The sequence below is a fragment of the Companilactobacillus huachuanensis genome (assembly GCF_005404815.1).
GTDB lineage: Bacteria > Bacillota > Bacilli > Lactobacillales > Lactobacillaceae > Companilactobacillus > Companilactobacillus huachuanensis.
In genome coordinates this window covers 1-12,575 of sequence record NZ_BJDF01000038.1, presented here as the reverse complement: position 1 = coordinate 12,575, position 12,575 = coordinate 1, and the positions used below count along the sequence as shown (strand labels likewise).

At 37.4% G+C, this 12,575-nt stretch carries 11 protein-coding genes and 1 pseudogene; 3 read left to right on the top strand and 9 right to left on the bottom strand.

The genetic code is table 11. The features are described 5' to 3' along the window. Nucleotides 1-151, top strand: a pseudogene (locus tag FFM71_RS13720) (IS630 family transposase); the annotation flags it as partial. 224 nt (nt 152-375) lie between these two features. On the opposite strand, the gene FFM71_RS12955 reads toward FFM71_RS13720, so the two are convergent. Together FFM71_RS12955 and FFM71_RS12950 are read right to left on the bottom strand one after the other, a co-directional pair. Then, complete coding sequence (locus FFM71_RS12955; RefSeq protein ID WP_137612580.1) at nt 376-2,376, bottom strand: FtsX-like permease family protein; 2,001 nt, start codon at nt 2,374-2,376, stop codon at nt 376-378. Beyond that, nucleotides 2,357-3,142, bottom strand: a complete 786-nt coding sequence (locus FFM71_RS12950; RefSeq protein WP_137612579.1) for an ABC transporter ATP-binding protein — start codon at nt 3,140-3,142, stop codon at nt 2,357-2,359. The genes FFM71_RS12955 and FFM71_RS12950 overlap by 20 nt, the downstream gene beginning before the upstream one ends. Before the next feature lie 139 nt (nt 3,143-3,281). On the opposite strand from FFM71_RS12950, the gene FFM71_RS12945 reads away from it, so the two are divergent. Both FFM71_RS12945 and FFM71_RS12940 read left to right on the top strand, forming a co-directional pair. Continuing rightward, nucleotides 3,282-3,956 (top strand): response regulator transcription factor, encoded by a 675-nt coding sequence (locus tag FFM71_RS12945; RefSeq protein WP_137612578.1) that lies wholly within the window; start codon nt 3,282-3,284, stop codon nt 3,954-3,956. Nucleotides 3,957-3,967: 11 nt separating this feature from the next. Next, on the top strand, nt 3,968-4,960 hold the full coding sequence (locus tag FFM71_RS12940) for a sensor histidine kinase (protein WP_137612577.1): 993 nt from the start codon (nt 3,968-3,970) through the stop codon (nt 4,958-4,960). A 710-nt stretch (nt 4,961-5,670) separates the two neighbouring features. Here the strand turns inward: FFM71_RS12940 and FFM71_RS12935 are convergent. The 7 genes from FFM71_RS12935 to FFM71_RS12905 form a co-directional block, all read right to left on the bottom strand. Then, nucleotides 5,671-6,321, bottom strand: coding sequence for a TetR/AcrR family transcriptional regulator (locus tag FFM71_RS12935; protein WP_137612576.1), 651 nt, complete (start codon nt 6,319-6,321; stop codon nt 5,671-5,673). Between the two features lie 15 nt (nt 6,322-6,336). After that, nucleotides 6,337-7,446, bottom strand: coding sequence for an ABC transporter permease (locus tag FFM71_RS12930; protein ID WP_137612575.1), 1,110 nt, complete (start codon nt 7,444-7,446; stop codon nt 6,337-6,339). After that, nucleotides 7,421-8,164 carry an ABC transporter ATP-binding protein gene (locus tag FFM71_RS12925; protein ID WP_137612574.1) on the bottom strand — a complete coding sequence of 248 codons (744 nt, stop codon included), beginning with the start codon at nt 8,162-8,164 and terminating at the stop codon, nt 7,421-7,423. The genes FFM71_RS12930 and FFM71_RS12925 overlap by 26 nt, the downstream gene beginning before the upstream one ends. A gap of 51 nt (nt 8,165-8,215) precedes the next feature. Next, on the bottom strand, nt 8,216-8,422 hold the full coding sequence (locus FFM71_RS12920) for a hypothetical protein (protein WP_137612573.1): 207 nt from the start codon (nt 8,420-8,422) through the stop codon (nt 8,216-8,218). A gap of 872 nt (nt 8,423-9,294) precedes the next feature. After that, entirely contained in the window at nt 9,295-9,522 is a 228-nt protein-coding gene (relB, locus tag FFM71_RS12915; protein ID WP_137612572.1) for a type II toxin-antitoxin system RelB family antitoxin, read from the bottom strand. 292 nt (nt 9,523-9,814) lie between these two features. Further along, nucleotides 9,815-11,869: a heavy metal translocating P-type ATPase gene (locus FFM71_RS12910; RefSeq protein ID WP_137612571.1), complete on the bottom strand. Its 2,055-nt coding sequence runs from the start codon at nt 11,867-11,869 to the stop codon at nt 9,815-9,817. A gap of 13 nt (nt 11,870-11,882) precedes the next feature. Continuing rightward, nucleotides 11,883-12,305 (bottom strand): CopY/TcrY family copper transport repressor, encoded by a 423-nt coding sequence (locus FFM71_RS12905; protein ID WP_137612570.1) that lies wholly within the window; start codon nt 12,303-12,305, stop codon nt 11,883-11,885. Between the last annotated feature and the right edge of the window lie 270 nt (nt 12,306-12,575).

Genomic DNA, 12,575 nt, shown 5'->3' with positions numbered 1-12,575 from the left:
CAGGCGAATTCCAGAAATGGAACAATTAAAACAAGAAGTAGCAGCATGGTGTAGTGAACGTAATGATAAAAATTTATCAATAGATTGGCAATTCACAACTGCAGATGCACGTATAAAATTACATTCACTTTATCCAAAACTTGAAGGTTGATTAAATATAAACATGAGAGCTACGCTCCACTAGTTGGAAGAGCTGAGAGTATTCATTTGCAGCGAAAGTGGCGTTATTGCTTCAGCAATTACACCACCGGGCGTGTTGAAGACTCGCGGGTTTTGCGAGGCTTCAACGCGCCCGAGACCGCACCCTGGCTCGAGCCGTTCCGCGCAGCAAATGAATACTCTCAGCTCTGGAAACGGCATACTTTAATAAACACATCACAGTTTAAATTTCTGTTTGATTCCCCGCCACGAGACTTTAAAACTGATAATACCAAATAATCCATACAGTACGATATATCCCGCATATATCAAAATAATATTCTTCGAAATATGGCGTCCAAAATCAAACATGGCAATGGCCGCAAAGGATTGAATCAGGGCAAATACAATTGGAATTAAGAATGTCAATGTATTTTCACAGCGAATGATTCCCTTGATTTCACTTTCCTCGACACCAATCTTTTGTAACGTGCGCAACTGACTTGATTGATAATCATCTCGCAACAGAATCCTGAGTGTTAAAACACTGCCTAAGGCCACTAATAATGCGACACTGAAGAGTGCCACAATGAAGAGATAGAAGCCTCCACCTTGTTTAAAATGTTTTTTCAGATTACCTTGTCGTAAGAATCCTGCTTGAGTATAGGTTGCTGCCTCATACTTGTTGGGTTCTTTTTTCATTACTTCAATGGTCGATTTCGAGAGTGATGACTCAAACTCAACTTTCATGTAATAGGCATCACGATAATTTTCTAGCTTTTTCATCTGTGAATGCTTCAGTCGATCGCCCTTTTTGAAATCCCAGCCATAAAAAGTATCTTTCACTTCACTGGGCATCTTTTCATAATAATTATCTGGTACGATCATCATTGGTCCGAAATGCATTGAGCTACCATACGGAAAGGAATTGCCTTGCTCAGCAGTCCGAATCATTGGCGCCCCTTTGACCTCAATATTGTGTTCATCAATATCGCTGTTGTACATCAATGATGAATTATAATCGATTTTTAAAAATTCATGCGAATTAATTTTTGCATTATTTTTATGCATTCGTTTTGGTAATGATTCATAGTCTGAATACGACATAAAGGTCATTGGTTGGCGGATATATGATTGACTTGACTTACTGTAATACGACACTAAATTGATTTTAACTGCCGTTTTATAGCTACCTTTTATCTGGGCGTGATTCTTTTTAAGCTCTTTACGAATGACTTTAACGGTATCTTTATTAGCAGCCAGCTCAAACGGATAAGCACTATTGTAATTTTGGTGAACTGCTTGATATCCGAAATAACAAAAGGTTAACAATGCCAAAGCTAAAGCTGACAACTCTGTCACAAACCAGAGAATTGAAATATTTTGAAAAAGTCGTTCTTTCATATATTTGAATGAGAAAAGATTGATGCCTGAATAAGAAACCGAGTGAATTCGTTCCATGATATTCAAAATTGTTGGCAGAAATCCAAAGTAAACTAGATAGGTTCCAAAGATATCGGCACCCATAATGTACACGATTTCTGTCAATGGTTTTGAAGAATAGCTGATTATTCGCATATCTTTAAAGAGATACAACGTCACGATCTGGGCCGTCAATAATAAAATGACCCCAAATATTCCCGCTGGAATTCTTAACCACCATCGAGTCTTAATAATCGTCCGCCGTTGTCGCTTTTGTAAAATTCGCATGGTTTTAATCGCATTGATCAAGCTTAAAACTAACGTTGAGATGAGAAAAACATCAACTAATAGCCCAAAACTCTTTAGCCCAATGTGCATAACGAAATTAAAGCGAATCTGCATCAAATAAAATAGCAGCATCCCCATGAATTTTTGGAAAACCAGCATGACACTTAAACCAATGACCCAAGCAACGGCCTGAACGATTGCTGTTTGTAAGAAGCTAATGGTAATAATAGCCCATCGTGGCATACCTAACTTTTCAAAAGTCAGAAACTCATTACGCTGCTGTTTAACAAAAAATCCACCCACATAAATCATATAAATAAAGGCAAAGAAGGCAAAGATACTACTCATGATCGTCGTAATATCATAAATAAAATCATCCCACCAACTCAAGGCAGAATGAACAGATGGATTGTCCCCCATCGACAGCAGAATACCAAAGATACCGATAGCAAAACTGCAGGCTAAAATATAAATTAAATAACTGTCACGCATATTGGACAGACTTCGTTTAATTATTTTGCGATACATTGAAGTAATCCCCTCCACCAATTGTTCTTTGCATGTTGATAATCTGTTCAAAAAACTTATCGCGATTGCCCGGATTGACAATTTCTGAAAAAATAACGCCATCTTTAATAAAGACCACCCGACTGCAATAACTAGCCGTAAACGCGTCATGCGTTGCCATCAAGATCGTAGTTTTTTCTTTTTGATTGATCATTTGCATATAATTCAACAAAATTGTTGCTGACTTGGAGTCAAGTGATCCTGTTGGTTCATCCGCAAACAAAATTTCAGGACGATTGATCAAGGCTCGAGCTGCCGCTACAATTTGGCGCTGACCCAAAGATAATTCATCAATGGCTCGGGCTGACAAGTTTTCAATATTGAGCAATTGCATCATATAGATGAAACGTTCCTCAATCAATTTTTTGTTAGACCGATTTAATGCCAATGGTAAAATGACATTTTCTTTAACGTTCAAAGAATCCAACAATTCGAAACTTTGATAAATAAAGCCCATTTTATTACGTCGATATTTAGCTTGATCACGATCATGCAACTGTGTTAGATCCAAACCATCAATAATGATCTGTCCATGATCTGGTCGCTCATTTGTTGAAATCATATTCAATAGCGTTGTTTTACCAGCGCCAGACGGACCCATAATACCTAGAAATTCACCTTGATCAACTTCAACACTGATATCCTTAATTGCATGAACCGCAGTACGTTTTTTCCCAAAATCCTTTGAAATATTTTTTACAACAATTTGCACGGTTAATTCTCCCATATTCTTTTTAGAGTATGTCGGCCTCGGGCAATAGTCCCTGACCCCCGATGGCAATAAACACAATAATCTTTCATCTTTATCCAATTTATTGTTATCATACTATATAGTGTCTTCATTCTAGCACGGAGGAAATTTTAATATGGCTAAAATTATGATTATTGAAGATGATCCATCTATCTCCCAACTAATCAGTGAAAATCTCGAAAAATGGCAAATGAGCTCTTACGTTACCAAAGACTTTAATAACATCATTGATCAATTTAACGATTATAAACCTGATTTAGTATTGCTCGATATCAATCTACCTGTTTATGACGGTTATTATTGGAATCAAGAAATTCGTAAAGTTTCAAAAACGCCAATTATTATTATCTCATCTCGTAATTCTAACATGGATCAAATCATGTCAATGAATATGGGTGCTGACGATTTTGTGGAAAAGCCCTTCTCAGTGGACATCTTAATTGCTAAAATTAATGCCCTCTTACGACGGACTTACGATTTCACTAAGAATACCAACGACGTTATCGAACACAACGGATTGAAGTTAAATCTATCCAGTGGTTCAGTTGAGATCGATGACAACAAAATCGACTTATCTAAAAACGAATACAAATTATTGCAACGCTTATTGAAGGACCAAGGTAAAATCGTTACCCGTGAACAATTATTGAATTTCATGTGGGATGATGAACGTTTCGTTGATGACAATACTTTGACCGTTAATATCAATCGCCTTCGGGGCAAAATTGAAAAGTTTGGTTTAAAAAATTACATTGTTACAAAAGTTGGACAAGGCTATATTATTCCTTAACGAGGCAAAATATGACATTTTTTAAATACTTACGTGATCACCTTTATTCTATCCTAATTGTGTTAATCGGAATGACCTTCGTTGAACTCGTCCTTTTCTTAGACCCACGGGTTCATTTTCACATTGGGACGTTGGTCTACACTTGGATTTTAGCAATGATTTTTTTAGTGGCTAACCTTGCTATTTCTTACAATCATAAAAAAGCTTGGTTTAAACAGTTAGAGGACTATCAAGAAGATCTTTCTAAGGAATTATTCGGAGCTCGCAACAACGAACAGAAGTTTATTCAAACAAAGATCAACAACATCTCGATGGAATATCGCAACGAATTGACTGAACTCTATCAGAACCAAAAGGATCAACGTGAATATACTGAATCATGGGTTCATGACATCAAAGTTCCATTGGCGGCCTTGAAGTTATCTCAAGATGATGATTTAGATCCAGCTTTGATTGCTGAGGAACTGGATCAGATCGATTACTTGGTTGATCAAGCCCTCTACTTCGCCCGTTTGAATAATTTTTCAAATGATTATTTGATTCAAGAACAAGATTTAAATGATATCGTTAAGGCCTGTATTCGGACCAATAAGCGACTCTTCATCAGCAAACGAATCGGCGTTAGTTTTGATTTAACTGATAAAAAAATTCTAACCGACGAAAAATGGTTGAGTTTTATCATCAATCAAATTTTAGCCAACAGTTTAAAATATACCGACCAGGGTGGCAAAATTTCCCTCTTCACCACTACAACTGACAATAATATCGAACTTCATATCAAAGACAACGGTATCGGAATTGCTAACCAAGATATTAGCCGTATTTTTAACAAAGGCTTCACTGGTAATAATGGTCGTAAATCGGGCAGTAAATCTACCGGTATGGGACTGTATTTAACGAAAAAAATGGTTGATAAACTTGGTCACACCATCACCGTTACTTCACACCCGGGTGTTGGTACTGAAACAATCATCACCTTTTTAGATCTGCCTTACTACAAATAAATCAATTTGACTGTGGCCGTCTCCAGGGCTGAGAATATTCACCTGCTATGCGGACCGATTCGAGCCTGGGAAGCGGTCTCGAATCTCGGTTTGAAGCCTTACCAAAGACCGGTAAGTCTCCAAACTCGCCCGGTGGTGTAACGTCTAAAGCCGTAACGCCACACCCACAGCTGGTGAATATTCTCAGCCCTTCCGACTAATGTTATTAAACGGAATAATTTTTGATGAATTCAGATTCTTAATAATAGGAAAAAGAGTTGTATTCCACCTAAAGGACCAATAATTAGGTGGGATACAACTCTTTTTTTGATTTTGATATTTAATGATCGACACAAATGCTTTAAAAATAAAAGTAAAAGTAAAAGATCACAATTGGACATTCTTATTATTAAAGAACTAAAGGTTGAAAGGTAAAAAACTAATATAACCACTGTTGTTACAGACATAAACAAATTTATTTAAATTAGCAGAAGTGTTCATTTTATTTGTTCCTGCCTTGAAAAAACAAACTAGTTGGAAGAGCTGAGAGTATTCATTTGCAGCGAAAGTGGCGTTATTGCTTCAGCAATTACACCACCGGGCACGTTGAAGACTCGCGGGTTTTGCGAGGCTTCAACCGAGGTCCGAGACCGCTTCCCAGGCTCGGGCCGTTCCGCGCAGCAAATGAATACTCTCAGCTCTGGAAACGGCATACTTTCAACCTTTAGATTTTATTTCTTTATTGCTGAAATAATTAATTTTTCAATCTCATTCAAATCTTGATCAACTTGTTTAGGATCTCTTGGTTCAAAAATCTTATAGTTCTGTAAAAAGTAAAACAAAATCTGCGAAACTACTAAACGAATTAATGCCTCTGGCTTTATATCTGATCTAACTTCATCATTCTTATTAACCAAATTATTGAAAACTTTTAGAATTTTTTCTCCACGATCAGTCATCAATCCAATAAATTTTGATCTCACTCTATCCTTAGTCAGAATTTCTGAAAATACGATTGAGGCCACTTCACGATTATCCGCTAAAAACTCATATCGACTGCGCACCACATAATGAATAAGCAGCTCTAAATTATTTTTTCGTTGTTCCAGCGAATCTCTGAAATCTTCAACATAGACAGGAAGAATCCGGTCCATCAAGGGCGTGATAATAAACGTTAGTAAATCTTCCTTAGTTTTAAAATATTTAAAAATCGTTGCTTGACTCATACCTGATGCTTTTGCAATCTCTTGGGTCGAAGTACCGTCGAATCCTTTTTCCGAAAAAAGTTTTAATGCTGCTAGGACAACCTTTTTCTTACCTGCTGGCATATCTGAGTTGCCTACCCAAGTTTTAAAATCACTTGCTATCTGTTGCTCTGCCACTTAATCAAGTCCCTTCTATACTTTACGATAACGTTTAAGTCCTAAGACGTTCAGAATAGTCAATACTACTAAGAAAATCAATAGTGCTCCGATTGGTCCCATGATTTGACCGAGATTAGAACCACTCATGACAATATCGGTTGTCGCCTGCCCTGAATATTTCAAAGGTAAAATATAAGCGATATTTTGAACCCAGTGAGCCATGGTATCCAATGGAATAATTCCGGAGAAGAATACTTGAGGAATAACGATAATTGGAATGAATTGCATCATCTGGAACTCTGATTTAGCGAAGGTCGACATCAAGATACCGAATGCTAAAGCAACCATCGCTAAGACGACATTGACAATAACCACATTCCATAGACTCCCGAGTACTTCGACTTTCAGTACATAAATTGTGAATAAGACGATAATTAATGTTTGAACGATTGCTAGTAGGCCATAGCTGATCATGTACCCAAAGACGATTTCTGAACGTCTAACTGGTGTTGCTAACAAACGATCCAAAGTCCCAGTCGTCCTTTCTTTCAACAAGGCCATCCCGGAAATCAGGAAGACGAAGAAGAATACGAAGAATCCCATTAAGATAGGTAAAATCTTATCGAAGAACGACGTATCTTTATCACCATAAACGTAGGTATTATGAATTTTGGGCGTTTTCTGAGACTTGGACTGCATCATTGCCGCGGCTTGCGGATTGGCGGCCGCCATGGCTGTTAACGTTGACTTTAATTCTTTGATATTCGTCGCAACCATTGAAGCACTCAAAGCTGCTTTGGTAGCGGCGGTCTTGCTGGCATCAGTGTTAGCGTTCTTAACATAGAAATTACCATTCTTGTAGTGAACAATGCCATCAACCTTTTGATCCTTCAAAGCTTTGTTAGCCTTTTCTTGAGTTGAATACTTGTAAACCTTAATATGGTCAACTTTCTTGATCTGCTTGACCAAACTGCTTTGAACATTGACAGTCGCAATATTAACATCAGTTGTTGAATTAGATGTAAAGACGACTTTCATTAAAATTAAAATTAAAATTGGTGCCAAAAACATTAATGCTAAAGTTCTCTTGTCACGAAATAGTTCTTTTAATACACGTTTAGCGATAGACCACGTTCTTTTCATTTTCATCCTCCACCTTTAAGAAAACATTCTCGACTGTATCTTCATTATATTCAGCTTTTAAATTAGCTGGCGTATCGTAGGCAATCAACTTACCACCCAGAATCAAGGCAACATCATCAACCAATTCAGCCTCATCCATAACATGGGTTGTAACCAAAAGTGTCTTTCCCTCATCACGCATCTTGTGAAGTTCACTCCAGATCTGACGACGTAATGCCGGATCAATCCCAACAGTTGGCTCATCCAAAATGAAAATTTCACTATCACCAAGCATTGCAATTGCTAGAGACAATCGACGCTTCATCCCACCGGAATAACCACTAACTCGCTTATTCAGGTCATTAGTTAATTCAACAACCTCAGCCACATGGAGAATTTGACGATTGGCCTTTTGGCCTGAAACACCTTTCATATCAGCGTAAAACTGTAGGTTTTCTTTAGCAGTTAACGATTCATATAAGGCATCGGTCTGTGCCATATAACCGATTCGATTTAACAATTGACGGTTTGGCATGATTTTACCAAAGACTGTGGCTGTTCCTTGTTGGGTCTTTTCCATTCCTAAAATGATTTTGATAATGGTTGATTTACCGGCACCTGATGGTCCGATTAAACCGATTATCTTACCTTGTGGTATATCAAAATCAATATGGTTCAAAACGGTTTCTTTACCGAACTTTTTAACGACGTTCTTCATAGAAATAATTGCATTTCCCATAATTACTACCTTCTAACCTGCTTATTCTTTTATAGGTGAGTGTTTAATTACTCACTTGATGGATAAAGAATAATACTCTGGAAAACTTTTGTCAACAATTGTGTGAACTTTTTTAAATATGCCGCCTCCGGTTGTCGGGAAAAAATGCAGTTCTGCTATGGGGACCGGTGTGAGCCAAGGTCTCACACCTCGATTTGAATCCTTGCCATAGTTCGGCAAGTATCCAAACTCGCCCCGTGGTGTAATGGCTAAAGCCATAACGCCACCTCCATTGCAGACTGCATTTTTCCCGACAACCTCCGGCTAGTTTGATTTTTTCTTCAATGGTTTGATACTAGTAATTAGAGTATTATTCCTTATTCGTCTTCATTCGAAACAACATCAAAAGAGCATTAATCAAGCAAATTAAACAAAGAATTTCATTAAGAACTTCAGTTACGATTCATGTATTAGAGTTACATTTTGATGGTCATAACGGTAATCATTTATTGATATATTATGATCTAAAAGATGAAAAACTAATATAACCATTGTTGTTACTGGCCTAGAGTTAATTTATTTAAATAATCAGGAGTTTTTTTTTTTATTATTTCTTTCATTAAAAAAAACAACTAGTTGGAAGAGCTGAGAGTATTCATTTTGCAGCGAAAGTGGCGTTAGGACTTTAGTCCTTACACCACCGGGGGTGTGAAGACTCGCGGAGTTTGCGAGGCTTCAACCGAGGAACTAGTCCGCATTTTGGCTTGAGCCGTTCCGCGCAGCAATTGAATACTCTCAGCTCTGGAAACGGCATACTTAACTAAACCTTCATCCTTCAGTTTATAATCTAAATCAACACAAAATACATCACTCGACACCTCCGGCGGCCTTCCTCATAAAAAAAAGAAAGCTCCGACCATAAATCGGAGTTTTCAACGCACAAAATATAACCAATAATCTAGCTGGAGGTTGACGGCAATGATAGTTACGCAATGAAGGTGGCGTTAGGGATTTATCCCTTACACCACGGGGCGAACTTGGAGACTTACCGAACTGTGGTAAGGCTTCAAGTCGAGGTGTGAGACCGCTCTTCGGCTCGCAGCGGTCCCCATAGCGTAAACTATCATTGCCGTCAACCGGAAGCGGCCCCCTTAACAGTATGATTCAAGCGCTTTTCGAACTTGGTCTAATGAAATATCAGGACAGTGATCATCAGAATTACACAAAGCTCTCTCATAAAGTTGATCGTCCAATTCGTCTTCTATTTTCTCAACTGCTGTTGAACGAAGAAAGGCCGAAACACTGATATTTTTAGATTTCGCGTAGTTCTTGATCATCTTTTCGTCCTGTTCATCTAAATAAAAAGATATAACTGCCATTTCTCGTCACCTACCTTATTTTCAAATACAGTGTATTATGTCGAACAACTTTTTTCAATAGTTAACCCATTCACAATGCAACTTTATATAAAAATTATTCTATAATTTGATTAATCATTTTTTAACAAAAATACGCATTTTTGGCATTTAATATAAAAATATTCATTACAACAAAAAATAAGACCGCTTATCTTAATAACGGTCTTATTTCTATTCACATTCAAATCGGTAAAATAGTCAAATTATTTGATTATCTTTTGGTACCTATAGCTTTTTTAATTGTACGTACCGGTTACATCTTCAATGTCATAGCGTTCACAGCAACAACGACTGTTGACAATGACATAATGATTGCACCGACTGCAGGGCTGAGAACGAATCCAACTCCTGCCAAAACTCCGGCTGCTAGAGGGATAGCTAAAATATTATAACCAGCTCCCCACCAGAGGTTTTCAATTGTCTTCTTATAAGTATGGTGTGACAACTTCAAGAATTTGATAATATCACTTGGATCTGAGTTATAAAGAACAACTTGGGCTGAATCAATGGCAACATCGGTACCAGCACCAATGGCAACCCCAATTGTAGCTGAGGCTAAACTAGGTGCGTCATTGATACCATCGCCGACCATCATAACGTGGTGACCATTACGTTCAAGTTCTTCAATAACATTGTGTTTATCTTCAGGTAATAATTCACCACGGAACTCGTCGATACCCATTTGTTTAGCCATAATAGCAGCGGCTTCTTTATTATCACCAGTCAACATAATTGGTGTAATATTTCTAGCCTTTAATTCTTTAATAAATTCAACGGTATTCTTCTTGATTGTATCGCCTAAGGCAACGAATCCAAGAACCTTACCTTTATTAACTAAGAAACTAATTGTATTACCTTTATCTAAGTATGTTTGAACTAATTTCTTATCAACATCAATCTTGTTTTCATTGAGATATTTCATATTGATTAGATAGTAATCTTGGTCTTTCAAAGTGGCACTCATACCATAACCTTTGATAGCTTTGACATTATCCATCGCAACTGCTGTTACTTTTTGATCTTTAGCATATTGAACAATACTGTTGGCAATTGGGTGACTTGAGCTACCTTCAATACCAGCAATAATAGCTAATAAACCATTGTCATCAATTGATGAATCAGTACTTTGAAGTCCGTTAACTGTAAATTTACCTTCAGTCAAAGTACCAGTTTTATCCATGGCAACGTAATCAATTTTACGACTATTTTCAATTGCTTGGTTATCACGAATGATCAAACCATTTGTGGCAGCGATTGAAGTACTACGTGACATAACTAGTGGGATAGCCAATCCTAAAGCATGTGGACAAGCGATAACTAGAACAGTTACTAAACGGTTCAAGGCAGTATTCATATCGCCGAAAATCAGCCAATAAATAAATGACAATAATCCAGCTATTAGGGCAGCATAGAACAACCATCCAGAAACTCGATCAGCTAACATTTGTGTCTTAGAACGTTTGCTTTGTGCGTCAGAAACTAATTTGCTAATTTGTGACAAGTAACCTTCACCAGCAGATTTATCAACTTGAACTTTGATAGTACTATCGCCGTTGATTGAACCACCGACAACTCTACTGCCAAGTTCCTTCTTAACGGCCTTTGATTCACCTGTGATCAATGATTCATTGATGTAACCAGAACCAGCAATGACGTGACCATCAAGGGGAACTGATTCACCGGCACGTACTTCAATAACATCGTCTTTTTTAACCATTGAGATGTCGTGGTCCATTGTTTCTGAACCGTGAACCATGTGAACTTGATTAGGAACAAGTGAAGCAATCTTTTGTAAAGCATTACCAGCACTCATAGTTGATTTCATTTCAATCCAGTGACCCAGCAACATAATAACAATTAATGATGCTAACTCCCAGAAGAAATCCATGATACGTGTTGAAGAGTGAATCAAATCATTCATAACGAAAGCGTAAAGACTGTAAATATAAGCAACACTGATACCCATTGTGATCAAAGTCATCATAGCAGGTTTTCTTTCAGCTAATTCACCACGAGCACCTGTTAAGAATGGCTTCCCACCGTAGAAGTAAAGGATTGTTGATAAAATTAAAACGATCCAATCAGAACCAGGAAATTCAAATTGAAATGGTAAATGTAGACCCATAATTGGTGAAAGAATAAATACAGGAATACCTAAGATTAACGATACCCAAAATTTTTGTCTTAAATCACCCATATCCATCATGTGACCACCATGCATCATCATATCGTGACCACTGGACATATCCATTTTCATATCTTCTTGCTTTGCATCCATATTTTCGTGTTTCATATCCATATTTTTCATAATATCATCACCCTTACTTCAAATCAGCTTCTAAACAGTCACATTCGACTTCTTCTGGAGCTGTTTTAGCTTTTTGATTCAATGTAGCAATCATTTTCGAAATATCAGCTTGAGAAATCGCTGAAGATTCAATTATTTCATTAATAGCATTACCTTTTCGCATGCAACAAAGATTATCAAATAGATCGGTCACATTCTCTTTTATTGCCACGTCCTCTTCAATTGTTGGTTGATAAATATAAGGACGTTTTTCTTCGACAGCTTTTAGAAAATGCTTTTTTTGGAGCCGGATTATTAACGTCTTAATTGTGGCGGCCTTCCAATCGGTCTTTTGTTCTAGGATTTCAATGACCTGTTTACTGGTGGCCTGTCCTAAAGTCCAAATAATTCGCATCACTTGCCATTCGGCCCGGCTCATCGTTTCAACTTCTTTCATGTCATTTCCTCCTTTTGGTTTACATTTGTAATCTTCTTTACGGTTCATAGTTTACAACTGTAAATCTTAAAAGTAAAGTCTTAATACTTATTTTTTTGTTTTTTTTATTTCCGCCAGCGGGTGAGAGATAGTCTTCCTGCGGTGTGACCGGTGCGAGCCAAGGTCTCGCGCGAGGCTGCTGAAAAAGTCCATAAGATATTTATAATGTTTTTTAAGCATCCAGTTATGGGTGCTTTTTTGATATAATCCACTTAATGAGGTAGATGACTA

Coding starts and splice junctions, on each gene's coding strand:
- FFM71_RS12925 (WP_137612574.1), bottom strand. CDS start 8,164: ATGGGAAATGCAATTATTTCTATGAAGAACGTCGTTAAAAAGTTCGGT.
- FFM71_RS12930 (WP_137612575.1), bottom strand. CDS start 7,446: ATGAAAAGAACGTGGTCTATCGCTAAACGTGTATTAAAAGAACTATTT.
- FFM71_RS12920 (WP_137612573.1), bottom strand. CDS start 8,422: ATGGCTTTAGCCATTACACCACGGGGCGAGTTTGGATACTTGCCGAAC.
- FFM71_RS12905 (WP_137612570.1), bottom strand. CDS start 12,305: ATGAAAGAAGTTGAAACGATGAGCCGGGCCGAATGGCAAGTGATGCGA.
- FFM71_RS12955 (WP_137612580.1), bottom strand. CDS start 2,376: ATGTATCGCAAAATAATTAAACGAAGTCTGTCCAATATGCGTGACAGT.
- FFM71_RS12940 (WP_137612577.1), top strand. CDS start 3,968: ATGACATTTTTTAAATACTTACGTGATCACCTTTATTCTATCCTAATT.
- relB (WP_137612572.1), bottom strand. CDS start 9,522: ATGGCAGTTATATCTTTTTATTTAGATGAACAGGACGAAAAGATGATC.
- FFM71_RS12950 (WP_137612579.1), bottom strand. CDS start 3,142: ATGGGAGAATTAACCGTGCAAATTGTTGTAAAAAATATTTCAAAGGAT.
- FFM71_RS12945 (WP_137612578.1), top strand. CDS start 3,282: ATGGCTAAAATTATGATTATTGAAGATGATCCATCTATCTCCCAACTA.
- FFM71_RS12910 (WP_137612571.1), bottom strand. CDS start 11,869: ATGAAAAATATGGATATGAAACACGAAAATATGGATGCAAAGCAAGAA.